General features: G+C 68.6%; 25 protein-coding genes and 2 pseudogenes. 13 read left to right on the plus strand and 14 right to left on the minus strand.

What is annotated here, in order from left to right:
• Nucleotides 1-208 precede the first annotated feature (208 nt).
• On the minus strand, nucleotides 209-1,354 hold the full coding sequence (locus DWB77_RS00630) for an IS701 family transposase (RefSeq protein WP_120719399.1): 1,146 nt from the start codon (nucleotides 1,352-1,354) through the stop codon (nucleotides 209-211).
• 514 nt (nucleotides 1,355-1,868) lie between these two features.
• Between DWB77_RS00630 and DWB77_RS00635 the strand changes: the two genes are divergently transcribed.
• Nucleotides 1,869-3,149 carry a NucA/NucB deoxyribonuclease domain-containing protein gene (locus DWB77_RS00635; protein ID WP_162952305.1) on the plus strand — a complete coding sequence of 427 codons (1,281 nt, stop codon included), beginning with the start codon at nucleotides 1,869-1,871 and terminating at the stop codon, nucleotides 3,147-3,149.
• A 99-nt stretch (nucleotides 3,150-3,248) separates the two neighbouring features.
• On the opposite strand, the pseudogene DWB77_RS00640 reads toward DWB77_RS00635, so the two are convergent.
• A pseudogene (locus DWB77_RS00640) lies at nucleotides 3,249-3,503 on the minus strand (LexA family protein); the annotation flags it as partial.
• Nucleotides 3,504-3,760: 257 nt separating this feature from the next.
• Nucleotides 3,761-4,510 (minus strand): transposase family protein, encoded by a 750-nt coding sequence (locus DWB77_RS00645; protein ID WP_120719402.1) that lies wholly within the window; start codon nucleotides 4,508-4,510, stop codon nucleotides 3,761-3,763.
• A gap of 192 nt (nucleotides 4,511-4,702) precedes the next feature.
• Here DWB77_RS00645 and DWB77_RS00650 point away from each other — a divergent pair, with 192 nt between their 5' ends.
• The 4 genes from DWB77_RS00650 (at nucleotide 4,703) to DWB77_RS37420 (ending at nucleotide 7,855) form a co-directional block, all read left to right on the plus strand.
• Complete coding sequence (locus DWB77_RS00650) at nucleotides 4,703-5,041, plus strand: cytochrome P450 (protein WP_281279966.1); 339 nt, start codon at nucleotides 4,703-4,705, stop codon at nucleotides 5,039-5,041.
• A 60-nt stretch (nucleotides 5,042-5,101) separates the two neighbouring features.
• Nucleotides 5,102-6,168, plus strand: a protein-coding gene (locus DWB77_RS39520; protein WP_428985090.1) for an IS630 family transposase whose coding sequence is annotated in 2 segments (ribosomal slippage) — nucleotides 5,102-5,545 and nucleotides 5,548-6,168 — 1,065 coding nt in all. Because the reading frame shifts where the segments join, the coding sequence is not laid out codon by codon here.
• Between the two features lie 35 nt (nucleotides 6,169-6,203).
• Nucleotides 6,204-7,235, plus strand: coding sequence for a cytochrome P450 (locus tag DWB77_RS00665; protein WP_162952306.1), 1,032 nt, complete (start codon nucleotides 6,204-6,206; stop codon nucleotides 7,233-7,235).
• Nucleotides 7,236-7,711: 476 nt separating this feature from the next.
• A complete protein-coding gene (locus tag DWB77_RS37420) occupies nucleotides 7,712-7,855 on the plus strand; it encodes a hypothetical protein (protein ID WP_162952307.1) in 144 nt (47 codons plus the stop codon).
• 236 nt (nucleotides 7,856-8,091) lie between these two features.
• On the opposite strand, the pseudogene DWB77_RS00675 reads toward DWB77_RS37420, so the two are convergent.
• The 5 genes and pseudogenes from DWB77_RS00675 to DWB77_RS00690 form a co-directional block, all read right to left on the minus strand.
• Nucleotides 8,092-9,132: pseudogene (locus DWB77_RS00675) on the minus strand (transposase).
• A 46-nt stretch (nucleotides 9,133-9,178) separates the two neighbouring features.
• Nucleotides 9,179-10,501: an MFS transporter gene (locus tag DWB77_RS00680; RefSeq protein ID WP_120719406.1), complete on the minus strand. Its 1,323-nt coding sequence runs from the start codon at nucleotides 10,499-10,501 to the stop codon at nucleotides 9,179-9,181.
• Between the two features lie 124 nt (nucleotides 10,502-10,625).
• Nucleotides 10,626-11,636, minus strand: a complete 1,011-nt coding sequence (locus DWB77_RS00685) for an acyl-CoA dehydrogenase family protein (RefSeq protein WP_246033797.1) — start codon at nucleotides 11,634-11,636, stop codon at nucleotides 10,626-10,628.
• Complete coding sequence (locus tag DWB77_RS38535) at nucleotides 11,567-11,794, minus strand: acyl-CoA dehydrogenase family protein (RefSeq protein ID WP_246033324.1); 228 nt, start codon at nucleotides 11,792-11,794, stop codon at nucleotides 11,567-11,569. Before DWB77_RS38535 ends, DWB77_RS00685 begins: the two co-directional genes overlap by 70 nt.
• A gap of 14 nt (nucleotides 11,795-11,808) precedes the next feature.
• Complete coding sequence (locus DWB77_RS00690) at nucleotides 11,809-13,365, minus strand: acyl-CoA synthetase (protein ID WP_120719407.1); 1,557 nt, start codon at nucleotides 13,363-13,365, stop codon at nucleotides 11,809-11,811.
• Between the two features lie 113 nt (nucleotides 13,366-13,478).
• Between DWB77_RS00690 and DWB77_RS00695 the strand changes: the two genes are divergently transcribed.
• Nucleotides 13,479-14,105 (plus strand): TetR/AcrR family transcriptional regulator, encoded by a 627-nt coding sequence (locus DWB77_RS00695; RefSeq protein ID WP_174248501.1) that lies wholly within the window; start codon nucleotides 13,479-13,481, stop codon nucleotides 14,103-14,105.
• A gap of 137 nt (nucleotides 14,106-14,242) precedes the next feature.
• Here the strand turns inward: DWB77_RS00695 and DWB77_RS00700 are convergent, their stop codons facing one another.
• Entirely contained in the window at nucleotides 14,243-14,776 is a 534-nt protein-coding gene (locus tag DWB77_RS00700; RefSeq protein ID WP_120719409.1) for a hypothetical protein, read from the minus strand.
• 149 nt (nucleotides 14,777-14,925) lie between these two features.
• On the opposite strand from DWB77_RS00700, the gene DWB77_RS00705 reads away from it, so the two are divergent.
• Entirely contained in the window at nucleotides 14,926-16,011 is a 1,086-nt protein-coding gene (locus DWB77_RS00705; protein WP_216826804.1) for a Tn3 family transposase, read from the plus strand.
• Here DWB77_RS00705 and DWB77_RS00710 read toward each other — a convergent pair.
• On the minus strand, nucleotides 15,974-16,534 hold the full coding sequence (locus DWB77_RS00710) for a TetR/AcrR family transcriptional regulator (protein WP_120719410.1): 561 nt from the start codon (nucleotides 16,532-16,534) through the stop codon (nucleotides 15,974-15,976). The genes DWB77_RS00705 and DWB77_RS00710 overlap by 38 nt on opposite strands.
• 118 nt (nucleotides 16,535-16,652) lie before the next feature.
• On the opposite strand from DWB77_RS00710, the gene DWB77_RS00715 reads away from it, so the two are divergent.
• The 6 genes from DWB77_RS00715 to DWB77_RS00735 all read left to right on the plus strand — a co-directional run bounded on the left by DWB77_RS00715 (nucleotide 16,653) and on the right by DWB77_RS00735 (nucleotide 21,913).
• Nucleotides 16,653-17,345 (plus strand): SDR family oxidoreductase, encoded by a 693-nt coding sequence (locus tag DWB77_RS00715; RefSeq protein ID WP_120719411.1) that lies wholly within the window; start codon nucleotides 16,653-16,655, stop codon nucleotides 17,343-17,345.
• Nucleotides 17,346-17,397: 52 nt separating this feature from the next.
• The gene (locus tag DWB77_RS00720; protein WP_120719412.1) at nucleotides 17,398-18,453 is read left to right on the plus strand and encodes an aldo/keto reductase; all 1,056 of its coding nucleotides are present in this window, start codon (nucleotides 17,398-17,400) and stop codon (nucleotides 18,451-18,453) included.
• Nucleotides 18,454-18,586: 133 nt separating this feature from the next.
• Nucleotides 18,587-19,591: an NADP-dependent oxidoreductase gene (locus tag DWB77_RS00725; protein WP_120719413.1), complete on the plus strand. Its 1,005-nt coding sequence runs from the start codon at nucleotides 18,587-18,589 to the stop codon at nucleotides 19,589-19,591.
• A gap of 89 nt (nucleotides 19,592-19,680) precedes the next feature.
• Nucleotides 19,681-20,550, plus strand: a complete 870-nt coding sequence (locus DWB77_RS00730; RefSeq protein WP_120719414.1) for an alpha/beta fold hydrolase — start codon at nucleotides 19,681-19,683, stop codon at nucleotides 20,548-20,550.
• 346 nt (nucleotides 20,551-20,896) lie between these two features.
• The gene (locus DWB77_RS37425) at nucleotides 20,897-21,130 is read left to right on the plus strand and encodes a hypothetical protein (RefSeq protein WP_162952308.1); all 234 of its coding nucleotides are present in this window, start codon (nucleotides 20,897-20,899) and stop codon (nucleotides 21,128-21,130) included.
• A gap of 12 nt (nucleotides 21,131-21,142) precedes the next feature.
• Nucleotides 21,143-21,913, plus strand: a complete 771-nt coding sequence (locus tag DWB77_RS00735) for a transposase (RefSeq protein WP_120719415.1) — start codon at nucleotides 21,143-21,145, stop codon at nucleotides 21,911-21,913.
• Between the two features lie 849 nt (nucleotides 21,914-22,762).
• Here the strand turns inward: DWB77_RS00735 and DWB77_RS00745 are convergent.
• The 4 genes from DWB77_RS00745 to DWB77_RS00760 form a co-directional block, all read right to left on the minus strand.
• A complete protein-coding gene (locus tag DWB77_RS00745; RefSeq protein ID WP_120719416.1) occupies nucleotides 22,763-23,476 on the minus strand; it encodes a glycosyltransferase in 714 nt (237 codons plus the stop codon).
• Entirely contained in the window at nucleotides 23,473-24,060 is a 588-nt protein-coding gene (locus DWB77_RS00750; RefSeq protein ID WP_120727213.1) for a class I SAM-dependent methyltransferase, read from the minus strand. The genes DWB77_RS00745 and DWB77_RS00750 overlap by 4 nt, the downstream gene beginning before the upstream one ends.
• A gap of 101 nt (nucleotides 24,061-24,161) precedes the next feature.
• On the minus strand, nucleotides 24,162-24,932 hold the full coding sequence (locus DWB77_RS00755) for a PIG-L deacetylase family protein (protein ID WP_246033325.1): 771 nt from the start codon (nucleotides 24,930-24,932) through the stop codon (nucleotides 24,162-24,164).
• Nucleotides 24,929-25,978 carry an acyl-CoA dehydrogenase gene (locus DWB77_RS00760; RefSeq protein WP_216826805.1) on the minus strand — a complete coding sequence of 350 codons (1,050 nt, stop codon included), beginning with the start codon at nucleotides 25,976-25,978 and terminating at the stop codon, nucleotides 24,929-24,931. The genes DWB77_RS00755 and DWB77_RS00760 overlap by 4 nt, the downstream gene beginning before the upstream one ends.
• Nucleotides 25,979-26,181 lie beyond the last annotated feature (203 nt).

Consider the following 26,181-nt stretch of genomic DNA (forward strand, 5'->3'; position numbering starts at 1 on the left):
AGCCCGGGCGCAGTATGCGGTCCCGGAGGCCGCTAGTACCGCAATCACAGTTATGGGGTGTGTCCGCGTTGTTTGTAGTGGCTGTCGCGGGCACGTGTCTGGCTGAGTCTTCGCCAGTGTGACCAGTGCAGATGGTGGTGGATGGTGAGGTGGGCGGGGTGGAGAAGGTGGCCGATGAGGCGGCGTATCTCCGCTACGGACAGCGGTATCAGGCCACCGCTGTTTCCCCTTTTGAGAGTTCGCAGGCGCGGACGGCGGTGAGGGCCGCGAGGGCGGCCATGGCCAGGGTGATGTGCCGGTACCAGGCGTGGTAGAGACGGACTTGGTAGTGGTCCAGGCCGCACTCGCCCTTCGCGGTCTGGAAGCATTCTTCGACTGCCCAGCGGGCGCCGGCCACCCTGACCAGGTCTTTCAGCCGGGTAGCGACGGGGCCGTAGCAGACGTAGTAGGCGAGGTCCGTGGGGTCTTTGAGGCTCCGGCGGGCCAGGACCCAGTGGCCGTGGCCGTTCTCCCACCAGATCCGGATCGGGATCCGCGCCCACTGGTACATGCGCTCGCCATGGGATCCCTTCCCGGCGGACAGGCGCTTCCACGCCTGCGGCGCGAGACCGGTGACGAGGTCGTCGACACGGCGTTCACCCATGCCGCGGGTGATGACGGTGTCGCTGGTCTTCACGCACATCACATGGCTGATGGCCCGCTGTTCCATCCAGCACCTGAGGGATTTCGACTGTCCGTAGGCCTCGTCCGCGGTGACCCACGCGAACGGGACGCCGGCCTCCACCGCACGAAGGAGCATGGCCTTGAAGTGCTCCGTCTTCGTCGCGAACAACACCTCGTCCGGAATCCCCGCGTCCCGGCACCGCTCACGGTCGTCCGTCCACGAGGCGGGCACATACAGCTCCCGGTCGATCAGAGCCCGGCCTTTCGGCGAGGCGTAGGCCAGAAAGGTGCCGACCTGGCAATTTTCCGTACGTCCAGCCGTTCCGGAATACTGCCGCTGGACGCCGGCCGAGCGCACACCCTTCTTCAGGAAGCCAGTGTCGTCCCCGATCAGGACGCCGTCCTTGTCACCGATCGTCTCCACAACGTAGTCCCGCACATCGTCACGGACTGCGTCCGCGTCCCAGTCCGCCTCGCCCAACAGCCGCTGCATCCCGATCGGCAGCCGGTCACCAGCCCGTTCCGCCAGAGTCCAGCCGTTCTTCCGCTCCAATGGAGCGATCAGGCCTCGCATATACGCAAGCGCCCGCGCACGAGGCTCCGACCTCACGAAACGCGACGCGAACCTGGCATGTAAACCCGCCAGCACCCCGTCCCACTGCCCAACCAACCCCACCCCGAGCTCAGCCATACACCAACTCAACCACACACAAGTGTGATTGCAGTACTAGTGGTTCAAGTGATCGCCACCCACCGAGAGTTGGGGGGCGCACTGCATCCTGTGGAATGGGAAGCGCGCGGCGCCGAGGACTCCCCGGAGCCCGCACGTCGTCACCTGCCATGACTTCGGGCACAGGGAAGGATTGCGCGGCGAGTAGTCAGGAAGGCCAGTTCCCGCCACGTTTCAGCACGGGGTCTGCTGCGTGGAGCCTCAGAAGGAGAGTTCCGGATCCTGGTGGGGAGCGCGTCCCGGCGCTTAACGCATGTGCGGCGGAGCAGGGCCACCGTCATGTGTCTCCCTCACGAAGACGGGGACCGGAAGGATTCCGGGCAGCTCCTGAGGCTGGCTGACCTCCTGTTACGAGACCCAATGGGCCTGGAACGCACTGTTGCCCACCCTTCGGTGGGACGCTCACCATCAACCGGAGATCGGCCATTCGAGAAGGGGAGGCTCGATGCACTTACGCAGCAGAGTCGCAGGGGGCATGGCTGCCTTGGCGTTCATCGTGGGGATCATCTTCGCTCCATACGCTGGAGCTTCACCGGTTCAGCCTGGAGCCTGGACACAGAGGTACACCAGTTACACGCCCCTTGAGGTTCCAGAGATCGGCTCGTCGGCATACGCCTGGCAGAGGAAGGCAGCCACCATCGTTCCGGCGCAGGGCGCCCGGCCCCGGACCCTCGCTACGGACGCACAGGTGGCTGAAGAACAACGGAGGCTCGGGGAGCACGTCATATTCGACCCCGAAGCCCCCGAGGTGAAGGCATCCACGCGGGCAATGGATGACGGAGACGCGGACCTGGAGGCCTGCAAAACGACTCCTGGGGCCGCGGACCCAGGAGGAAAATACGGGGACTCGTGGAACTGGTGCCATCGAATCTTTGGTACCGCCGTGTGGGGAGAAGGCGAAAAAATCGTTGGCACTGTCACATGGACAACGGTATCGACCGCCACAACCAACAATGGGACGCGAAGCTTCAAGGTTAAGACGAAGCCCTACGACATCAAACCGAAAGGAAAGTACACCGGAAAATCGCACCTGTCCTCATATCTGAGGGTCGACTCTGGCGAAATTCCCTGCACGATCAACGACAGCCAAAACCCGGCCACGCTTACCCTCGATGAGTGGGAAGTCCCGCGAGCGTACGGCATCTACACCGTTACATGCCCAACTGGGGGTCATGAGCTTGTCGATGACCGGCAGATGGCGAACTTCTCCATCGCCCAGATCGTCCCTGACGGGCCGCTCGCGACCTGGGGGTGGCTCTTCTATAACGTCGCACGGACGGACTCTGCGTCCTATCTCTCCACCAAACAGGGGTCAAGTTTCCCGCTCGTGGCAATGGTCATCGCGCAGCGCACGACAGGCACGTCATACAATGGCGTGTCACAGCACATCAAGGAATTCTATCAACAGAATCCGCAAGGGGACGGTAACTACTACGACCTGGTAGCCCGCCCTGATGCCGCTTTCCCTCTCATGCGCAACTACGCGAAGTGGGGCGACGACGAGTCCGCACAAGTTGAGCGCGACAACACCAACGCGAAGAACCGAGAATGCGCCGCCCTGCCTCCGCATCAACCGGATGAGCAGTGCGACGAGTACCCGTTCAACTCCACCATCAACGGCGGAGGCAGCGGGAAAGCCTTTTCCGTGAAGTACATCAACGGTACAGAAAACTCAAAAGGGGGGTTTTTCCTGGCCGACGCCTATAGCAAGCTCCGTATATTGCACCTCGACAGCTTCTGGGTCAAGGCAGACTGAGACTGCCTGATCAGCTCGCCCACACACTCTGTACCGCCCTGGCCTTCTCAGCGTCGGCGCAGGCGCAGGCAAGCGGCCAGCTCCGTCGACAGCATCAAGTCACCTGAGGGCGCGGAGAACGGTAACTACCTTGCCGAGGATGTCCGCCTCGTCGGCGCGCAGGGGTTCGAACTCGGTGCTGTGCGGGACGAGCCAGGCGTGGCCGGCAGCGTCGCGTTGGAATCGCTTCACCGTGGCTTCACCGTCGAGAAGGGCGGCGACGATGTTGCCGGGCAGGGCCGTCTGTTGGCGGCGGACGACGACTGTGTCGCCGTCGCAGATGGCTGCTTTCACCATGCTCTGGCCGACCACCTGAAACCGACGAGTTTACCGATTCTCGGAGGAGCTTGGCTGGGAACCGGTGGGGATTTTCCCCCTTCTCGCTGAGTCTGCTGTGGGTTCGCCCCTCGATGGCGTCGGGGTACGCCTCCGGCCTCGGGAACATCGGTGATCTCGCGGTCTAGTGATCTGAGTCAGAGATGACTGCTCGCTGTTCTGGTCGAGGCCGTGGGTCTGCTCATGCAGTCGTCGGCTCGCAGTTTCGAATGCCTCGGCTCGCTCACTGAGCGTTTTCAGCGTTGCCTCTCCAGGGTGAGGACGGCTTTGGTGATGACGGTCATGCGGTTGGGGCTGATGCGGGATCTGCGGAAGATCTGCCAGGACTTCAGCCGTGCCATGCCGCGTTCGACTGGTGCTCGCGCCGCGGCCAGGGCCCGGTTGACGGTGCGCTGGGTGAGTGTGAGTTCACCGCCTGGTGGCCGTTTGAGTCCTGTGGTGACCCAGGGGCCGGCGCCCTGATAGGCGCGGTCGGCGATGATCGGGAGGCCCTGACGTTCGCAGATCCGGATGATGCGGTGGGTGCGGGCGGCGGTCAGGTCGTGGGTGCGGCCCGGCAGCGCGGGCGAGATCCACAGCACCTCGCCGGCGGGGTCGGTGACGACCTGGACGTTCACGCCGTGCCGGCGGTGCTTGGCCGAGTAGTCGGCCCGGCTGTCGCCGACGCGGTCGCACTCGACAAGGGTCCCGTCCAGCAGGATGAACTCCGGATCATGCTCGCGCAGCGTTCTGAGCAGGCCCGGGGCCCGTTCTGCGAGCAGGGCGGTCACGGCGGCGACATACGCGTGGGCGGTGCCGACCGATATCCCGAAGCCGGACGCGAGCCGGGTAAGGGTGTCGTGGTGGCGCAGGTACACCAGAGCGACGAGCGCCCGCTGGTGCGGCGGGAGTTTGCAGCGCCGGTCACCCTCGCGGGTGACGATGAGCATCGTGACCCACTCGACGAGGGCATGCGGGAGGTCGAGTGCGGCAGGATAGGGAACCAACAGGGCTCCTGTGCCGATGGGTTGGGACTTCGAACACCTCCCCCAACGGCACGGGGGCCTTGTGCGTTGTGGCCCTCACCTCGACCTCATCGGCGTCACCCGATCAGTGGCCACGCTGAAAACGCTCACTGATCAACGCGAGAGCCCACAGCGTCCTTCGCAACCGTTCGATCCGCGATTCGTTGGCTGGGTGTGCCTGCCGTTCCTTTCGTTCCCGTCACCGGTCCGCGTGGGCTTCCGCTCCTCGGCAGTCTGCCCATGTTCGGACGGGATCCATTGGCCTTTCTCGTCCGTCTACGCGACGACTTCGGGGACGTGGTGACCTGGTCTCTCGGATCCATGCGGATGATTCTGCTCTCCCATCCCGAGCACATCGCCGAACTGCTCGCCAGCGACGAGACACGCTACCGGCCGATCGACGTCAGCTGGGTGTTCAAGCAACTCGTAGGGGACAGCGTCGTCCGTAGCCAGGGTGCCGACTGGCGTCGCAAGCGGAGCCTTGTTCAGCCGACCGTCCGTCCTCGTTACTGAGGTTGAACTCGTGGTGTCGTAGGGGCTGACTACTTGTCGCCCGTGCGGTATCACCGGGGCATGCGGTATCCACAAGGGGGCGGGCTGACGGCCGAACGGCAGCAGTTTCGCGAGGAGTTACGGCTCAAGGCGGCCGAGAGGTTCGCGCAGGGCGAGGCGAGCTCGGTGATCGCCAAGGACCTGAGGGTCAGCGTCCGCTCGGTGCAGCGATGGCGACAGCTGTGGGACGAGGGCGGTCCGCGGGCTCTGCGGTCACAGGGGCCGGCTTCACTGCCGAGGCTGAGTGAGAAGCAGTTCGCCCAGTTGGAGGCGGAGCTGGCCAAGGGGCCGGCCGCGCACGGCTGGGAGGATCAACGCTGGACTCTGAGCCGTGTGAAGACGGTGATCGGCAGGCGCTTCCACCTGACCTACACCGTCCAGGGCGTGCGCAAGCTGCTGGTGCGCAACGGCTGGTCCTGCCAGGTGCCGGCCCGCCGGGCGATTGAGCGGGACGACGAGGCGGTGGCCGGGTGGGTCAAGGAGGTGTGGCCCTGCGCGGAAGACTCGCGGCGGCCCGTGGAGCCTGGCTCGTCTTCGAGGACGAGGCCGGTTTCTCCATGACGCCGCCGCAGGCCAGGACCTGGTCGCAGCGCGGCCGGACTCCGGTGGTGCGGGTGCGGGGCCGATCCCGCAGACGGATATCCATCGCGGCGCTGACCTGCTACAAACCCGGACACCGGTCCCGGCTGATCTACCGGCCGCGCCGGGACGACGGCCGACGCGACGGACGCAAGAGCTTCTCCTGGCGCGACTACCGCGACCTGCTCATCGCAGCCCACCAGCAGCTCGGCGGCCCGATCGTGCTCGTCTGGGACAACCTCAACGTCCACAAGGCCGCCGGACTGCGGGAGTTCGCCGAAGCCCGGGACTGGCTGACCATCTACTACCTGCCGCCCTACGCGCCCGATCTCAACCCTGTCGAAGGGATCTGGTCCCTTCTGCGGCGCGGCTGGCTCTCCAACGTCGCCTTCAGCACCCCCGAACACCTCGTCCAGCGCATCCGACGCGGCTTACGGCACATCCAGTACCGCAGCGAGCTCATCGACGGCTGCCTCGCCGAGACCGGCCTGAGCATCAGACCCACCTGAGCAACGACACGACACCACGAGTTCAACCTCAGTAGGTGCGCGGACACGCCGCCACGATGGTTCACTGCGCTGTCACCCTGGCCGAGAGCTGGCAGGACCGGCAGCGGATCGACGTGCAGCGGGAGATGAGCCTGCTGACCCAGCGGATCGTGGTCCGCTCGCTCTTCGGAAATGATCTCGCGGACCGAGACAGCAGACTCGGCGACGCGATGGCGGTAGTAGGGCGGGAGTTCGGCGTCGAGCTCGGCGTTGGGCTTCTCACTCCGTCCTGGGTGCGGACCCCGGCACGGCGGCGCGTGCTCGCCGCGGTTGCGACGGTCGATTCCGAGATCGATCGGCTCATCCGCGCCCGCCAGGAAGCAGAACGCGAGGCTGAAGACGGGGAGGACCTGTTGAGCAGGCTGCTCGCGGCCCGGGACGAAGAGGGCGGTCGACTCACCGTACGACAGGTACGCGACGAGGCGGTGACGCTCTGGGCCGCCGGTCACGAGACCACCTCCACCGCGCTGACGTGGTGCTGGTATCTCCTGTCAGCCTCCCCGAACACACGGGCCAGGCTCACCGCAGAACTCGACCGCGTCCTCGCGGGGCGCGCCCCCTCCTACGACGACTACGACCGATTGAGCTGGACCAGACAGATCGTCAAGGAAACCCTGCGGCTCTACCCGCCCGCCTGGATTCTTCCTCCTCGGACGGCTCGGGACAAAGTCACCCTCGGAGGGACGCCGGTTCCAGCCGGTACGACCATCTGGTGCAGCCCATGGTCCACGCAACGGGACCCGCGCTGGTTTCCCAATCCGGACGTCTTCCGCCCAGAGCGCTGGGATGTGGAGCGACCGGAAAACGTGCCCGAGCACGCCTGGTTCCCGTTCGGCGGCGGCCCTCGCACTTGCCTCGGCGCGCGCTTCGCCCTCGTCGAGATGACGCTCGTCCTCGCCACGCTCGCCCAGCGCTTCCACCTCGACGTCCACCCTGAGACGGTCACTCCCAAAGCCGGTCTACAGCTCCAGCCGGCCGCGCCACTGCACGCCACCCTCCACGATCGCACCGCCCAGACCACCCGGTGAGACGCGGCAACAGGCGGGACTTGGGCGGCGTATCTGGGGTGCCGGGGGCCGGTTGGGGATGGAGCGGACCGACCGGCCGGTGTACGAGGTCACGTCTGCGAGGCAGGGCATGGGACGTCACAAGCAGCACAAGCCGCGCCGCGCGCGCGTCCGGCCGTCCACGGAGTGGTTCGGCACCACGTTCCACTGTTCAGGAAGGCCCCATGACGACGAGTCCCACCGCAGAGGCGCCTGGGCCCCGGCCCGCTCGGACCATGCCGAACGCGAACTTCGACCCCCAGATGCCCATTGGCTGCCCGGGGCGAGCCCCACCATGGTCCTGCTCGGTCCAGATACCAAAGGGGCCGGGCAGGCCCGGCTTGGCGCGGGCCGCGGATCACGCTGCACGTCTTCGAGCCCGGCGGCGCTGATGGCAGTGCGATGGACTGCCAGGCGCTCGCGCCGGTCTGCCTGGGGAGGGCGATGAGCCGGGAGCCGTGCGAGGTACTGGGGGCGAGCGACTCATCACCGACAAGGGCGAGAAGTACTACGGTGGCGAGGGTGACCACGACAACGGTCACGGCAGCTTCTGGCTTGACCCGCACGGCGACTTCACGGACAGGACCAATAGGGCTCCCTAGCGGGACACGTTCTGAGGCACGCCAAGTAAGGCCCCGCCCGTCCGGTCTCACCAGGCCCGGACGGGCGGGGGCGGGATCTTGAGATGCCGTCCTGCGGTGTCGGACCACCGGACGCTGCGGCGGCCTCGGCCCGTCCGCCGGCACGGACTGCGGCGGCTGACACCAAGCCAACGGCCCGACACAAACACCCGCGCTCCCACCGTCGGGTCTGCCGCACGATCGGGTGACAGGTTGAGTCACGCGGCCTGGAGGGCCGGTGTGGTCATGACGGTCTCGAATTCGATGGGGGTCAGCCGACCGAGAGAGGCTTGTCTGCGGCGCCGGTGGTAGGTCCGCTCGATCCAGGTCACCATCGCGATCCGCAGTTCTTCACGGGTGGCCCAGGTCCGGCGGTCGAGGACGTTCTTCTGCAGCAGGCTGAGAAGGACTCCATGGCCGCGTTGTCGCCGGCCGCCCCGACCCTCCCTATCGAACCGGCCATCCGGTGGCGGTCCAGCGCCCGGACGAACTTCCGAGATCAGGGTGTTGCGACGACCAGTTGAATCCACCCGCGCAGAGATACAGCTTGCCGTCGCCGGCGGCATGTTCGGTGATGTCGGCGAGCCAGAGGCGGTTCGGGCCAGTCGCGGTGAAGTCACGACGGACGAGATCGTCGTGCACCGGCGGGCCAGCCTTCTTGCCCCGGCCGCGCTTTTTGCCGCACACGCTCCACCAGCGGTTGTCGCGGCAGATCCGCCACGCGGTCCGGTCCGCCATGGTGGCCCCGATGCTGCGGGCCTCATCGGCCAGGAAGCGGTAGCCGAATTCCGGGTCCTCACGGTGGGCGTCGAACAACGCGTTCGCGCGATACGCCTCCTCGAGAACGGCGTCGGGCACCGGCTTGTCGAGCCAGCGGTAGTAGGGCTGTCTGGCGAGCCCCAGCACCCGGCACGTCACCGTGACGGGCACCCCGTCCCCGGCCAGCTCCTTCACGAGCGGGTAGATCCTTTTCCCGGCAGATGCGCCTGCGACAGATAGGCCGATGCCCGGCGCAGGACCTCGTTCTCCTGCTCCAGCAGCTTGATCCGCCGACGTGCTTCCCGCAGTTCCGCGCTCTCCTGGCTGGACGTTCCCGGCGTGGAGCCGTCGTCGATGTCCGCCCGGCGCATCCACTTCCACAGCGCCATCGGATAGACCCCGAAGTCGGTGGCCACCTGCTCGACCGTCACACCCGGACCGCGGTTCCTCGCGACCCGCACGACGTCCTGGCGGAACTCTTCCGGGTAAGGCTTGGGCACAGCGACATCCTTCCCACCTGCCCCACAGGGCAAGCCAGTTCAGATGTCACCCGATCGTGCGGCAGACCCGGGGGCGGGTGTCGAGCCCTAGGCGTTGTATGTCCCGCTCGGGGCGGATGGCCGCAAGGGCGCAGGTGCCGGCCGTGAGCATCACGGAGCCGGCGACGAGGAAGGCGGTGGTGTAGCCGGCGGCCTGGGTGTCGGCCGTGTCGATGAGGTGGCCGGTCAGGAACGGTGCCACGAGGCCCGGCAGGGTGCCGATGCCGGCGACGATGCCGAAGACGGCGCCGCGCTGGGCAGGGGGGACGACCTCCGCGGTCGTCATGTAGTGGAGGGGGATGGCGATCGCGGTGCCGCCGAAGGCCAGCGCGATCAGCACGAGCCGCGGACCGGACGCGTCGACGAACGGGAACGCCGCCATCGCGCACCCCGCCATACACACGGCGATGCTCTGCGCCGCCCCGCTGGACCAACGGATGCTCACTCCACGGGACTTCAGCGCGTCGACGAACGGGGAGACCGCAAGGAGCAGCACGAGACCGAAGCCGGATATGACGCTGATGGCGGTCGCGGAGGCCGCCGCCGACATGTCGAGCTGCGTCCTGAGGTAGGCGGGCAGCCAGGCGTGGCTGAGGGACAGCGCCCACGCCGCTCCGAAGGCGCTGGCGATGCTGCCGAGCACGGTGCCGGTCAGCAGGATCTTGCGGTACGGCAGCCGGAGCCCGCCGGCTCCGGTGGCCGTGTGCTTGTGGTCGTACGGGCCGTCGTGGCCCACGCGCCACCACAGCAGCGCCCAGCAGGCGCTGACGACCGCGAGGACGGCGTACGCCGAGCGCCAGCCGTAGCCGTCGATCAACCAGGTGACCAGGGGTGCCGCGATCAGCGTACCCAGGGCCGCGCCGCCGATCTGGAGGGCCGAGGGCAGGGCGCGGCGCTCCGGCGGGAACCACTTGTACAGGGCGTGCATGGACATGGAAGCCGCCGGTCCCTCGGCGGCGCCGAGCAGAATGCGGCCGGCCATCAGGGTCGGGACCGTGGCCATCACGAGGACCGGGAGCTGGGCCACGGCCCACACCACGGTCATGACGAACAGCAGGACCCGGCTGGAGATCCGGGTGGAAAGAAAGCCGACGAGGAGTCCGGAGACGCTGAACAGGAAGGAGAAGGAGCTGGAGATCAGGCCGTAGGTGCTGTTGCTGAGGTCGAGTTCCTCCATGATCGGAACGGCGGCGAGGCCGAGGACCGACTTGTCGGCGAAGTTGATGACCATGAAGGCCACGATCATCGCCATGATCAGCCAGGCTCTGCGACGGTCGGGCGCCGGGGCGGCGATGTGCCGGGGCTGCGCGGCGGCGGTACGGGGTGTCATGGGGCGACTCCTGCGGATGCGGGTGGAGCAGGGGGTCGTACGGGCGGGCGGTCGTCCCCCGTGGCCGCGGGCCCCGCTGGTCGAAGCAGGGCCCGCGGCACCGCCCTGGGCACCAAGGGGTCGGTCAGATCAGGCCCTTGGCGATGGCGTTCTTGTGGATCTCGGTGGTTCCGGTGACGATCCGGAACATCCGCAGGCTGCGGAAGATCTGCTCGACCTCGTGGCCGCGGGTCAGCCCGGCCTTGCCGTGGATCTGGACCGCCTGGTCGGCGACGCGGAAGGACGCCTCGGAGGTGAAGAGCTTGCACATGTTGGCCTCGACGGAGACGTTGTCTCCCCGGTCGGCCTTGGCGGCGGTGGTCATCACCATCGCGCGGGCGGCGTAGATCTCGGTGGCCATCTCGGCGATCTTGTGGTGGATGGCCTGGTGGGCGAGGAGCGGCTGGCCGAAGACGACGCGGTTCATGGCGTACTGCACCGACAGGTCCCAGGCGCGGCGGGCGGCGCCGATGAGGGACGGGCAGTGCAGCAGGCGGTTGAGGGTGATGCGGCCGATGCCGATGCGCAGGCCCTGTCCGATCTCGCCGAGGAGGTTCGCGGCGGGGATCCGGCAGTCCTCGAAGACGAGGTCGCCCTCCATCTGCTGGCCGGACATGGGGACTTCGCCGTCGAGGACCGTGCAGCCCGGGGTGTCCAGGTCGACGAGGAAGGCGCTGTACGCCTCCTCGGTGCCGGCCATGCGGGCGACGACGATCGCGAAGTCCGCAAAGGGGGCCGCGGAGGAGAACACCTTCTTGCCGTTGAGGACGTAGGTGTCCCCGTCGGGGGTGGCGGTGGTCGTCATGCGGCGCACGTCGGAGCCGGCGTCCTCCTCCGTGATGGAGAAGCAGCACGCCCGCTCACCCCGGACGACGGGCATCAGGTAGCGCTCCCGCTGCTCCTCGGTGGCGTACTTCACGATCGCGCCGACGCGCAGCGGACCGCCCATGTCGCCGAGCACCGAGTGGGAGAGAGCGGCGCCGGAGGCGGTCAGCTCTTCTTTGAGGGCGCACAGTTCGTAGAAGCTCAGGCCCTGGCCGCCGAGCTCGGGGGCAGGCTGATGCCGTAGAAGCCGAGTTCGGCGCTGCGCTTCCAGACGTGTTCGAGGGTGGTGCGGTCGAGCTTGGTCTCCGCGGTGATGCCGTGCTCGCGCTCGTACGGGATGAGCTCGTCGGCAAGGTAGGCGCGCAGGCGGACGACGAGGTCCTGGAGGCGCGGGTTGTCGTCGTAGGAGGGTTCGAGGGTGAAGGGCATGCCAGGGGTCCTGTTCAGTTGACGCGGCGCTCGGCGCCCGTCCAGTAGCGGTCGCGGATGGCGCGGCGGTCGATCTTGCCGTTGGGGTTGTGGGGCAGGGCAGCGACGAAGTCGACCGAGCGGGGCTTCTTCATGCGGGCCAGGTGCTCGGCGCAGAAGTCGATGAGGCCGGTCTCTGTGAGGGTGGTGCCGTCGCGTGCCACGACGACCGCCTTGACGGCCTCTCCCCACTGCTCGTCCGGGACGCCGACGACGGCGGCCTCGTAGACGTCGGGGTGCTGGTGCAGGACGGACTCGACCTCGACGGCGTAGATGTTGAACCCGCCGGAGACGATCATGTCCTTCTTGCGGTCGACGATGAAGACGTAGCCGTCGGGACGACGGCGGGCGAGGTCGCCGGTGAGGAACCAGCCGTCCCGGAAGGTCTCCGCCGTGAGGTTCGGCTCGTTGTGGTAGCCGGGGACGACATCGGGGCCGCGGACGGCGATCTCTCCGATCTCTCCGTCGGCGACGGGCTGTCCGCTGTCGTCGACGATGGCGACTTCGGCCTCGGCGAGCGGACGGCCGCAGGACAGCAGCAGCTCCTCGTCCTCGCCCTCGATCGCCCGCCGGTGGTCCTCTGTGGAGAGGAAGAGCACGCCGGAGGTCGTCTCACCGCACCCGTAGCCCTGGGAGAGGACGGGTCCGAAGAGGTCCCAGGCGGCCCTGATCCGGGCCGGTGACATGGGCGCGGCGCCGTAGATCAGCTGGCGCAGGGTGGAGAGGTCGTAGTCGCGGGCGTTCGGCAGCGCGAGGACGGTGTTGACCATGGTGGGGACGACGAAGGCGTGGGTGGCGCGCTCGCGCTGGACGGTGGCGAGGAACTCCTCGGCGTCCCAGCGGGGCAGCACGATCGCACAGCCTCCGGCGAAGAAGATCCCCATCAGCGGCATGCCGGAGGCGTGGGTGACGGGTCCGGCCAGGATCTGCCGGTCACCGGGGCCCACCCGGGTGCCGGCGCTCATCACCGACTTGCGCATCAGGGCGAGCCGGTTGCCGTAGGTCTGGACCGCCGCCTTGAGTGTGCCGGTGGAGCCCGAGGTGAAGTGCAGCACGGCGATGTCGCCCTCGTCGCACTCCGTCTCGACGGGTTCCGGCTCGGTGCCCGCGAGGGTCTCGGCGTAGCCCGGACCCAGATCGCTCGGGCCGTCGTAGCCGATGACGGTCTTCACCCCCGTACCGGGCACCGCGGCGCGGGCGATGTCCAGATGGGCGGCGTCCGTCAGCAGCACCCGTGCGTCCGACTCCGCGAGCAAGTGGGCCACCTCGGCGGTGCCGAGCCTGGCGTTGATCGGCGCCCGGGCCAGGCCGGCCTTGTAGAGGGCCACCTCCGTGACGACCAGTTCCGCGCGGTTGCCGGCGAGGGTCGCCACCCGGTCTCCCCGGTTCAGGCCGAGGGCAACCAGGGCCGTCGCGAGCCGGTTGCTGTGGTCGTCGAGTTCCGCGTACGTCAGCCGCACGGGTCCGCAGACCACCGCCTCGGCATCGGGTTGGTGGCCGGCAGTCCGGCGTACGTACCGCCCGAAGTTCATCGCATCTCCAGAGTTTCCGAACAGTATGTCCGATAGCAAGCTTGGTGTGCGGCAACGTAAAGGCAGCGTTAGGGTCAGGTCAACGGTTCGGACGAGAAGGAAACGAATTGGACATGAAGCCCGCGGGAGACCGCCGCGTCCGCAGGACGCGGGCCGCACTGCGCCAGGCCCTGGTCGAACTGGTCCTGGAGAGGGGGTTCCACGCGATCACCGTCGAGGAGATCACCGAGCGCGCCGACGTCGGCCGGGCCACCTTCTACGCGCACTACCGCGACAAGGAAGACCTGCTGGTAGGCATCGTCCGCGACCTCGCCGAGGACCGGGACCGCCTCCTGCCGGCGGTCCGGCAGGCACACGCGGAGGGGTTCACCGGACTGCCGGTGAAGTACATCTTCGAACACGCCGAGCAGGAGAAACCCGTCTACCGGGTCGTCCTGCGGGGCGAGGGCGACGGCCGGGCCCTGCGGGAGTTCACGGACCTCATCTGCGCCCACGCCGAGGCCGCCTTCCGCACACGGACCGAGCAGCTCGGGGTGACACCGCGGATCCCCCTCGACGTCGTCGCCCGCGCCTGGACCGGCGAACTCATCGGCCTGCTCACCTGGTGGGTCGAGAACGACACCGGCTACAGCGCCGCCGAAATCACCGCCCACCTGCGCGACCTGTCGGTCTACGGCCGCGTCTGGGCCACCGGACTCGCCCCGTCCGACGCCCCCGGAGCCCTCGACCTCACCCCCTGAACTGCACCGGAACCACCCGGCTCCCTCGCTCCTACCCAGGACCGGACACCCTCGTCGAGATACCAGACAGTGTGTCCGGTATCGAGCCCATAGACGCGCGGCCTACGGAGCGGAGCAGACGCATGACAAGCATTTCCTCACTGCCTGATCTCGTGTGGGCGCGGGGATAGGCAGTCGTCCAACTCTCTACGCGGGAAATTGCCAGCGATCGACACATGATCGTCGACCTGGACGGAGTCGTACCCGTCTTCCTGCCAGCGGGCGACGATGGGCTCATAGCAGGCCACATGCGCGCACAGCTCCTTCAGGGGCTCTGGGATGGTGTCCTCGCGCAACAGGTCGGCATGGGAGACGACCGTCTCGACCATGCGCCGGTTGAGTGGCATGAAGACCGTTGACATCCACAAGCGCCAGGTGGCGGCGTGCTCCGTGGTGACGGGGGCCAACGCAGTCCACGGGTTCCCGCCCCCGTCGGCGAACTTGCGCCAGGCCCGGTCCACGGCCTCCGCCTGTGCATAGAGCGGACCGTAGAGCTCGCTGAGCTGGCGGTTGACCCGATCCAGATGATCCTTGCGGCGCGCCAGACGCAGATTCGTCAGGTAGGTGGCCGCGTAGCCGGTAGCCGCCACGAACACCGTTACCACCAGAGGGACTACGACACTCAGCTGCACGAGGGCAACAACGCTACCCAGGGGCGGGCACATGCGTATGCGAATGCGGGAACCCGCCACACTCGCGACGGTTAGGCTGCAACTACACGCGGGTTCCGCCCCGTTCACGTCCAGGAATCCGCGAACCCGCGCGCTTCCGGACCCGGGTGATGATCTACTGGCACGTCGAGAAGAAGTCGCTGTGCGTCTACAGCCAGCTCAAGTCCTGCTCTGCCTCCGAGGTCGCGGCGATGATCGAGGGCGTGCTGCGGCACTGCACGGACGTGGAGATCGACCGGCAGTACACCGACACGCACGGCGCCTCCATCGTCGGGTTCGCCTTCGCCCACATGCTCGGCTTCAACCTGCTGCCCAGGCTGAAGAACGTCGGCTCGGCACGCCTGTACCGGCCGGCGGCCGGGGAGGACGAGAAGTGGCCGAACCTGGCGCCGGTGCTGTCGACCAAGACGATCGACTGGGACCTGATCCGCCAGCAGTACGACCAGATCGTGAAGTACACCACCGCTCTGCGCCTGGGCACCTCGGAGGCCGAGCAGGTCCGGCGGCGCTTCACCCGCGGCGGGCCGAAGCACCCGACGTACAGGGCGATCGAGGAACTCGGGCGGGCGGTACGTACGGCGTTCATCTGCGACTACCTCGCCGACGCCGACCTGCGCCGCGAGATCAACGACGGGCTCCAGGTCGTGGAGAATCGGAACTCCGCCAACCACGACCTGTTCTACGGCAAGGACGGCGACCTGACCGGCTCCGACAAGGAGTCCCAGGAAGTCGCCATGCTCGCCCTGCACCTGCTCCAGTCCGCGTTGGTGCACGTCAACACCCTGCTCCTCCAGGACGTCCTGAGTGAGGAGAAGTGGCAGAAGCAGCTCACCGACGCCGACCGGCGGGCCCTGTCCCCGCTGTTCTGGACCCACGTGAACCCCTACGGCCGGTTCGAGCTGGACATGAACTCACACCTCGCCCTCGCCGCGGCGTCCAGTGCCCGGCCCCCGAACCCCGCCCGAGACGGGAACCGCCCGATCGGCGGGCGGCTCGGCCAGGTCGGCAACCTGAAAGCCGGTATCCCCGACGTCGCCCCAGAGGGCTGGATCCGGTGGGGTGCATCGCCACGCCATCCGGTCGTGCGGGTCGCACTGGGAGAGGCCGGTTGCCCTGTCGGCAAATGTCCAGGCGGGCTGCCCGGCAGCGCGGCACGGATCAGCCGGATGCCGTCAGTGCCGCGCGCGCGGTGGTGAGGATCTCCTCGGAGAGCGGGGAACCGTTGGTGGCCCGGGCCAGGACGAGCGCACCAAGCATGGTGCACAGCCGGGTGATGCCGTCCTGGTCCTCAGTGGTGAGCCACTCGGCGAAGTCGCCCACGCCTTCGGTATAGATCCGGCGGGCTTCCTGGACTTCGTCCTCACGCGCCATGTCGGTGACGAGTGCGGCGACGGGACACCCGTCAGCCGGGCTGTCGCGGTGTCCAGGGGAGAGGTAGGCGTCGATCAGTGCCCGCTGGGCGGCGCCTCGCTGCCCGCCGTGCTGCTCGAGTCCGTCCTTGTGGTGCCGGGTGAGTTCGTCGAAGGCGTGGGCGGTGGCTTCGTCGATGAGCGCCTCTTTGGAGGCGAACTGCTTGTAGAAGCCGCCGTGGGTCAGTCCGGCCGCCTTCATGATGTCGGCGACGCTGGCGTGAGTCCCCTGTTCCCGGAACAGGCGAGACGCGGTTTCCACGACCCGTCGGCGGTTCTCCTCGGCCTGTGCCTGCGATACGCGCCCCATCGGCCACCTCCTGCTTGGATGTCGACTGGCATCTATCCTAGACCAGTGTTTAGATTGTGGCTGTAATCTAATTCGGGGCCGCCGGCAGCTCGCCGACGGCCGTAGCGCTGGAGTGGGCATGGAACTGAAGGACGCGGTCGCGGTGGTCACCGGCGCCAACCGGGGGCTCGGACGGCATCTGGCCGCCCAGCTCGTGGAGCGTGGCGCGAAGGTGTACGCGGCGGCCCGGCGCCCCGAGACGGTCGACGTGCCGGGTGTCGTCCCGCTGCGGCTGGACGTCACGGACGAGGCCTCGGTGCAGGAGGCCGCCCGGATGGCGTCCGACGCGACACTGTTGATCAACAACGCGGGCGTCTCCACCGGCGCGGCACTCATCGGAGGCGACCTGGCCGAGGTGCGCCGGGAGATGGAGACCAACTTCTTCGGCCCGCTCGCCGCGACCCGCGCCTTCGCCCCCGTGATCGAGGGCAACGGCGGCGGCGCCGTGCTCAACGTCCTGTCCGTCCTGTCCTGGTTCCACCCGGCCGCCCTCGGCTCCTACGCCGCGTCCAAGGCCGCCGCCTGGGCGCTGAGTGACGCGACCCGTGAGGAATTGGCACCGCGCGGGATCGCCGTCTCGGCTCTGCACGTCGGCTACATGGACACCGACATGGCCGCCGGCGTGCCCGCCGATCAGAAGGTCGCCGCCGCCGACGTCGCGGCCCAGGCCCTTCACGGCATCGAGACCGGCCTGCCCGAGATCCTCGCGGACGAGGCCAGCCGGTACGTCAAGCAGAGCTTGTCCGCGGCACCCCAGCCGAACGCAGGCTGACGCCGCTCCCCCCGGCGCGACCATCTCCACACCCCTCAGACAAGGACATCTCATGCGCTACACGACCTTCGGCCACCGGACCGGACTGCGCGTCTCCGAGTACGCGCTCGGCACCGCGAACTTCGGCACCGGCTGGGGCGCGGGCGCCGAGCCCGACGAGGCCCGGCGGATCTTCGACCGGTTCGCCGAGGCCGGCGGCACCTTTCTCGACAGCGCGGACGGCTACCAGTTCGGCGAGTCGGAGGAACTGACCGGAAAGCTGATCTCCGCCGACCGCGACCACTTCGTCCTGGCCACGAAGTTCGCCCTCGGCGCCGCCCCGCAGCCGGACATCTCCAAGACCGGCAACAGCCGCAAGAACCTGGTCGCCTCGGTCGAGGCCAGCCTGAAGCGCCTGGGCACCGACTACATCGACCTGCTGTGGGTGCACTTCCCCGACGAGCTCACTCCGATGGAGGAACTCCTGCGCGGACTTGACGACCTGGTGAGCGCCGGCAAGATCCACCACGCCGCGCTGTCCAACTTCCCCGCCTGGCGCGTCTCGCGCGCGGTCACCCTCGCGGACCTGAAGAACTGGGCCCCGATCGTGGGCATCCAGCACGAGTACAGCCTCGTCGAGCGCACCGCCGACCGTGAGCTCCTGCCCATGGCCGAGAGCCTCGGGCTCGGCGCGGCCCTGTGGTCCCCGCTCGGCGGCGGACTGCTCACCGGCAAGTACCGCAGCTCCGCCGAGGGACGCCTGAGCGACCTGGGCACGGTCGTCCACACCGAGAGCACCGGCCAGAAGACCGCCGTCGTCGACACCGTCCTGGCCGTCGCCGAGGAGACCGGCGTGACACCCGCCCAGGTCGCGGTGGCGTGGGTGCGCGAGCGCGCCGCACGCTCCGTGGCCACGCTCGTCCCGATCATCGGCCCGCGCAGTCTCTCCCAGCTCGACAGCTACCTCGGCGCCCTCGACGTCCAGCTGACCGACGAGCACTACACCCGTCTGGCCGAGGTCAGCGCGGTGCCGCTCGGCGTGCCCCACGAGGGGATCGCCGCCTCCCTGGACCGCCTCCAGGGAGGCGACGCCGACCACGTCACCGCCCCGGTCGTGCCGGTGGCCTGACAGGTGAACGCGGCCGAGGACGCGGTGCGCCCGCGCCGCACCCAGAAAGACAACACAAACTAGTTCGCTGGGACAAGCCCGGGCGAGCGGTGACCCCGACCTTCCACGGACGGGACACGGAACGGAGACGAGGATGAAGGCTTTCATGGTCGAGAAGTACGGCGACCAGGCCGGGATGCGCGCCGCCGAAGCGCCCGACCCCCAGGTGGGCGCCGACGACGTCCTGGTCAAGATCCACGCGGCGGGCGTCAACCCGCTGGACCTCAGGATCCGCAACGGAGACTTCAAGACGTTCCTGCCCTACCGCCTCCCGCTCATCCTGGGCAACGACCTCGCCGGGACGGTCGTCCGCGTCGGCCCGTCCGTCACCCGCTTCGCGGTGGGCGACGAGGTCTACGCCCGGCCCGACAAGGACCGCATCGGCACCTTCGCCGAACTCATCGCCGTCCACCAGGAGGATCTGGCGCCCATACCGGCCACCCTCACCATGACCGAGGCCGCCTCCCTGCCCCTGGTCGCCCTCACCGCATGGCAGGCACTGGTCGAGCGCGCCCGCGTGCAACCGGGCCAGAAGGTCCTCGTCCACGCGGGCGCCGGCGGCCTCGGCTCCATCGCCGTCCAGCTGGCGAAGGCGCTCGGCGCACACGTCGCCACCACCGTGAGCACCGCCAAGGTCGACCTGGCCAGGGACCTCGGCGCGGACGTCGTCATCGACTACCGCACCCAGGACTTCGAAGAGGTACTCAACGGCTACGACGTCGTCCTCGACAGCCTCGGCGGCGAGAACCTCGCCCAATCCCTGCGCGTACTCAAGCCCGGCGGCACGGCCATCAGCGTCGCGGGCCCGCCCGATCCCGCCTTCGCCCGCGAACTCGGCGCGAACCCGGTCCTCCGCCTGGCCATGACCGCCCTCAGTTCCAAGACCCGCCGCCAGGCCAAGCGCCTGGGCGTGACGTACTCCTTCCTGTTCATGAAGGCCAGCGGAGACCAACTGCGCGAACTCACCCCTCTGATCGACACCGGGAAGGTCCGACCCGTCGTCGACCGCGCCTTCCCGTTCGACGAAACCCTCCAGGCCATGGAGTACGTCGAGAAGGGACGCGCGAAGGCCGGGAAAGTCGTCGTCTCCATGACGTGAGTGCGGGCACAGCCCAGCCGGACGCCGAGGCAGCCTGTCACAACGAGAAGCCCAACCCCTCACCCCCCAGCGCACACCAGGACCCAGCCATGAGCGCATCGTCCAGCTCCCCCACACCCACCCCGTCGTCGTACAAGAACGCGCCGACCCGCTCCGTGTCCGTACAGGGCATCAACTTCGCCTACCGGCAGCTCGGCCCGGACGACGGCGTACCGCTGATCCTCCTCAACCACCTGTCCGCGGTCCTGGACAACTGGGATCCACGGGTCGTCGACAAACTGGCCGCCCGACGCCGCGTGATCACCTACGACAACCGGGGCGTCGGCGCGTCCGGCGGCTCCACACCCGACACCATCGAGGCGATGGCCCGCGACACCGTGCTGTTCATCCGAGCCCTCGGGCTCGACCAGGTCGACCTGCTCGGCCTGTCGATGGGCGGCTTCATCGCCCAGGTCATCGCGGCACAGGAACCCGCCCTCGTACGCAAGCTCATCCTCGCGGGCACCGGCCCCGCCGGCGGACCCGGCATCGACAAGGTCACGTCCCTCACCGTCCAGGACATGCTGAAGGCGACGCTGCGGCGCAAGGACCCGAAGCACTACCTCTTCTTCACCCAGACCGAGAGGGGCCAACGGGCGGCGCGCGAATTTCTGGCGCGGCTGAAGGAGCGCACGGACGACCGCGACAAGACGATCTCGGTGCAGTCGTTCCGCGCCCAGCTGAAGGCCATCAAACGCTGGGGCCGCACAGCACCGCAGGACCTGTCGCGCATCCAGCAGCCGGTCCTGGTGGCCAACGGCGAGAGCAACCGGATGGTCCCGAGCGAGAACACACTCGACCTGGCCGCGCGGCTACCCCGAGGTGAACTCGTCCCCCTCTACCCGGATGCCGGACATGGGGGCATCTTCCAGTACCACGACGCATTCGTCGCACGGGCTCTTGAGTTCCTGGAATCGTAGCCAGACCGGGGCCCGACACCGATCCGCGCGGCCCCGTCAGGTTCACCGATGCGCGAGAGGCGCTGGCAGCGGACCCAACTCGTAACTCCCCCCGGTTTCTCACAAACGTTGCTTTGCGCGAGCAAGATCAACAATCGATCGCCGGACCGGGCTGAAACGTTAGCGTGAGCCATTCGGAGCAGCCGAGCCCGTGAGCGGTGTCCGTGGCCCGCGGCCTGTGGTCAGATAGGCGATCAAAAAGGCTCTGGCCCATGTCCGAATCCAGGGAGAACATCATGAGCGACGAACACGACGGAAACGCCGGACACGACCGCACGGCCGCACGGCCGCGGAGATTTTGGACCTCATGAGTGAAGATCAGCGCCAATGGCTGAGGGAGATCCCGCAAGACAGAGCAAATACCTACGTGCAGCAGGTGGCACAGCACATCAAGAAGCAGGGTCTGCTACTCGGGTCAGAAGCGGGAAAGCTCGCCGTCCGCACGTATATGGACATGGCGCAACGGGCAGAATTGGACCTCAATGCCACGGAGGGGAAAAATACCTCTAAGATCTGTCCCGTAACTACTGGCCAGGGGTGAGATGATCTTGCTGTGTCTGGTGTGATCACGGCGTCGCAGCCCTCCTGGATAGGCCCGTTCAGCGGGTTGAGCCCGCGTCAGTTCGGCAAGCTGATCACTGCGCTCCGGCGGGAAGGTGCGGATCCGGTGCGTAAGGGCCGGCCGTGGAGCCTGCCGCTGGAGGACCGCGTCCTGTTGGTCGCCGCCTACTGGCGGACGAACCTGACCCTGCGGCAGCTGGCGCCGCTCTTTGGGGTGTCGAAGTCCGCGGCCGATCGCATCATCGACCATCTCGGGCCGTCGCTCGCGCTCCAGCAACGCAAGCGGTTCCGCAAGGACACCGTGCTGATCGTGGACGGCACCCTGGTCCCCACCCGCGACCACAGCATCGCCGAGCAGTCCAAGAACTACCGATACTCCACCAACCACCAGGTCGTCATCGACGCGGACACCCGGCTGGTCGTCGCGGTCGGCCGCCCGTTGCCCGGCAACCGCAACGACTGCAAGGCGTGGGAGCTGTCCGGTGCGAAGGCCGCCGTCGGCAGGACCACGGTCATCGCGGACGGCGGCTACCGGGGCACCGGCCTGGTCATTCCGCACCGCCGCGAACCCGGCCAGAGTGAACTGGAGCCATGGAAAGAGGAGCACAACTCCTCGCACCGCAAGGTCCGCGCCCGCGTCGAGCACGCCTTCGCCCGGATGAAGACCTGGAAGATCCTCCGCGACTGCCGCCTCAAAGGTGACGGCGTCCACCACGCGATGCTCGGCATCGCCCGCCTGCACAACCTCACCCTCGCCGGGTGACGAAGAAACAAACAGGTCAGCGAGCACGCCGTGAATCATTTACGGGACAACTCTTAGGTGGTGAGGCCATTTTCCGCAGCCCCCATCCCCGGAGACGACCTGGGCGCGGGCTCACTGAGCTTCTTCAGCGCTGCCGCTCCAGCGTGAGGGTGGCCTTGGCGATTAACAAGAACTGGCGGATCCTCACCAAGCTCCGCACCAACCCCGCCCGCGCCACCCATCTCCTGCGCGCCCTGCTCGTCTTGACGAACCTCGAAGTTCAACCGCTGACGGACGATCTTCACCGTGGACTTCTGCCCACAACCAGCATGAGCGCCCCAAGGACGGGTCGCACCAGCCCTTTGACCTGCGACTTCAAGTTGGCGGAGGCTCACTGCACTGCACTGCACCGCACAGCACCGCACCGCACCGCACCGCACCGCACCGAGAAGGACGCCCGCAAACCGAAGGATCAGGCAGTGCCGGAGCCGGACCGGGGGATGAGTAAGCGTACTCAGGCGCGCCCTTCACAGGTACTGGCATGGTCCGACCCATGAGACAGATATGCGTCCCATCGGCGGCTCGGCTGCCGCGGCCCTGGTCCCGCAGGACGTCCCTCGGCACGGACCTACCGCCGGTCTTCTGCTCTGCATGATCGAGGTCGCGGTCTGCGTGGGGAAGCCCTTCGCCGACGGCATGGAGGTCTGGGCTGCCCAGGGCGATCAGACCCGTATCGACAAGTCGCATCTGGCTGACAGCACCTGGCTCGGGGACTTCGCTACAGCGGCGGCTGCCACTGAGCCGACGCGCACCACACCAGAGCGGCCGGGCGCCGCTCGGTGCGAGCGCCGCGACCGACCAAGCCGCGGGTCAGCACGTCGACGCCTCCTCCGGAGCGGCCAATTGCGTCAGGTGGTCGGCGAATCCCCCGCCCGCCCGTCCCTTGAGGCGGGCCGAGGTGAGCACCGGGCAGGCGTCGGTGGCGAGGACGCGGTGGCCTGCCTTGCGCAGGGCCCTGACCAGAGCGTGGTCCTCCCCGACGCCGAGGGGCGGGAAGCCGCCGACGGAGACGTACGCGTCGGCGGTGACGCCGAGATTGGCGCCGTGCACATGCGGGTGGTCCCAGGCGCCCTGGGACGGTCTGCTGCTCTCGTACCCCACTTGATGCACGGGCGTGAGCGAAGAGGTGGGCGGCAGCGAGACGGTACCGACGACGGCTTCCCAGCCCTGCGCCGCCCGGGCCAGCTGATGGGCCAGCCAGTTCGGGGGGACCTCGCTGTCGGCGTCCGTGGTGGCGATCCACGCCGGAACGGCGGGCGCCCCCAGTTCGAGCAGTGCGTGGGCCACACCGGCGGCACGAGCGCGTCCCGGGTTGCGGCAGGACACGGTGACCACCGCGGCTCCAGCCTCCCGGGCACGGCGGGCGGTGCGGTCGCCGCACGAGTCGGCGACGACCACGGTCAGCCGCCGGACCGGTGGCAGGTCGGGATGTGCACCGGCGGTGCGCACCGCCCGAAGGGCGGCCGGCAGCAGGGCTTCCTCGTCGCACGCGGGGATGACGACGGCGACGGCCTCGATCCTCACACCAGCCCCTCCTGCTCGGCGGGCGTGGCGGGCCTGCCCCCGTCGGCCCGCAGGCGCTGGTGGATCTGCAGGACGAAGTCGTCCTCGCGATGGTCGGCCAGCAGGCGGACCCAGGGCAGCCCCGCCAGGATCTCGGCGATGTCGCTGCCCCTGCAGAGGTGTTCGTCGACGGGGTGGTTCCAGTGGACGGTGGCCAGGGTGCCGCCGGGTTCGAGGGCCGCGACCGTGTGGTCGAGCACGCTCTGGAGGGTCGCCGAGTCCAGGTAATAGAGCACTTCCGAGAGCACGATCAGGTCGAAGGTCCCCTCGGGCCACTGCGCGGGAACGGTCATCTGCCGCACCGTCACCTGCGGCAGGTCGCTGGTGCGCTGCTGAGCGGTGCGGACCGCGCCGGCGACCCGGTCGCAGGCCAGCACCGTGTCGCAGCGGGCGGCGAGGCGGCGCGTGAGTTCTCCGACGGAGCAGGCGGGTTCGAAGGCCCTGCGGTAGCGCTCCTGCGGCAGGGCCGCGACGGTCAGGTCGTACTTGCGCCGTTCGTACCAGCGCTCGGCCAGGTGCCAGGGGTCCGCGGCGCCGCGGTACATGTCGTCGAAGTACGACGCGGGGGTCGAGTCGCCGGTGTCGAAGGACGCGGCGGAGGTCGAGTCAGCGGTGTTGAAGGACGCGGCGGGGGTCGAGTCGGCGGTCACGTGAAGAACACCTCGATGTCGCGCAGATGGTGGGCGAGTTCGTCGGGCGGCAGGATCGCCGCGTCGGACGCGTCCGGGCCCAACGGGTGGATCTGGGAGACGAAACGCTGAACTGCCCGGTGTTTGAGCTCCGCGATCCCCGGCGGCAGGCCGACCGAGACGGCACTGTCCCACGGCACGCGGGTGTCGTCCGGCCGGGCCCAGTGCCACATCCAGACCGGATAGGTCCAGCAGTCGACGGATGCGGCCCGCGCCGCGGCCCGCGCGGCCCGTCCGGCCGCCTCGTGGTCGCTGTGCACGTCACCGGCCCAGGGCGCCAGGCACAGCCGGCTTCCGTCGAGCAAGGGACGGAGCGCTGCCGCGACCTCGTCCTCGTGCCCGGCGACCCGGGTGTCGGCGACCTTGAGCCGGACCACCTCCGCGCTCGATGCCCCGAGGGCCGTCAGAGCCGCGCGCAGTTCTTCCGCCCGGATGGCGGCCAGTTCGGCGGGCGTGACACGGGTGCTGTGGGGGTGTGATGCCTCGCCGTCGGTGACCGACACGACGGTGAGCCGGGCGCCGGCGGCCGCCAGCAGCGCGATGGTGCCACCCGCGCCGAGTACCTCGTCGTCCGGGTGGGCGGCAACGATCACGATCCGCCCACCGTCCGGCAGAATCGCTGCGGGGAGCCGGTCCAGCCGCCTCCAGGCCCGCCACACGGACTCAGGTGTTCCATTGGCCTGGATCGGATCGGCGGGCGCGGGCGGCCCGGGTTTGGTAGCGGTCACTGCCACTCCCCCGATTCCGCTACGAGGCGGCCGAGCTCCGCCAGGTTGCGTTCGCCGTGGTGCTGTCGGATGTAGACCTCGAGGTCGGTCGCGTGGCGGGTGTGGGCCGGGTCGTGGCACAGCGGTTCGGCGCCGGTGGCGCGCCCGACGTGGGTCAGGACATCGGCACACACCCCTTCGATGAAGCCCCGCACCCGCAGACTCCGCGCGCGGCCCGCGCCTTCCACATCGGCCGGGTCCTTGTCGATCTCCGTCGCCGCCTGGGCCAGTACCGCGCTCGCCGCGTGCAGACGCATGTCGACCGCGCCCAGATGGGCATCGGTCAAGGGGTCGGTGCCGTGCCGCGCGGCAGCTGCGGCAAGCGTGCGCGCCACGGCCCGGGCCCCGCCGTACCAGCAGGCCGCCACACCGATGCCGCCGTGCTGGAATCCGGGCCGCTCCACGTAGGACTCCACGCCGCCGACCGGAATCGCGGGCACATCCGTGAACAGCATGTCGGCGCTGTCGCTCGCCGCCATGCCCAGCGCCTGCCAGCTCCCCTCCACCGGCCGGCACCACGCGGCACCCGATCCGAGGCCCGTGGCGACGGCGAACAGACGGCGACCGTCGTCGGCCCGCGCGGTGACCAGGGCATGGGTGCAGCTGTGCGCCCCCGAGCAGTACCGCTTGCGTCCGTTGATCACCCAGCCGTCGTCACCGAGCGACGCGGTGAGCCCCTCTCCCGGCGGCTCCGCGGCCCACACCCCCCACCGCTCGCCGGGCCTGGCGGCCGGCCCGTCCAGTTCAGCGAGGATCGCGACCGCGTCGACGTGCCCTTCCACCAGACGCACCAGCGAGAGGTCCGTCTCGGCCATGTCCGCCAGGGCCAGGAACCTGTCCAGGGTGCGTCCCGACCCGGGCAGGGGAATGTCCAGCTCGCCCGACGTGATGTCCTGCACGCAGTCGGCGAAGGCCGCCGCGACAGTGTCGCGAAGCCCTTCACCCCACGGCGCCTGCCCCGCTCCGATCTCCGGCGCGGCCGGCTTCTCACGTGCGGTGCCTTGCATGGCGGTACTCCTTGCCCAGGGACGATGCGGGGGACCATGGCCTTCCGTATGGCCCTCCTGGCGGTACCCCTGGTGCGACAGAGGATGCGCGCGCCGCCGTAGGAGCGTGGCGAAGACTGCCGACGGGTTCCCATCCTCGCCACCAGCCGGTTCCGCCGCATCACGGGGCACGGCCAGGGGCGGCGGCCCCACGCCGGCCGAGC

The organism is Streptomyces hundungensis (assembly GCF_003627815.1).
GTDB classification, from domain to species: Bacteria; Actinomycetota; Actinomycetes; order Streptomycetales; family Streptomycetaceae; genus Streptomyces; species Streptomyces hundungensis_A.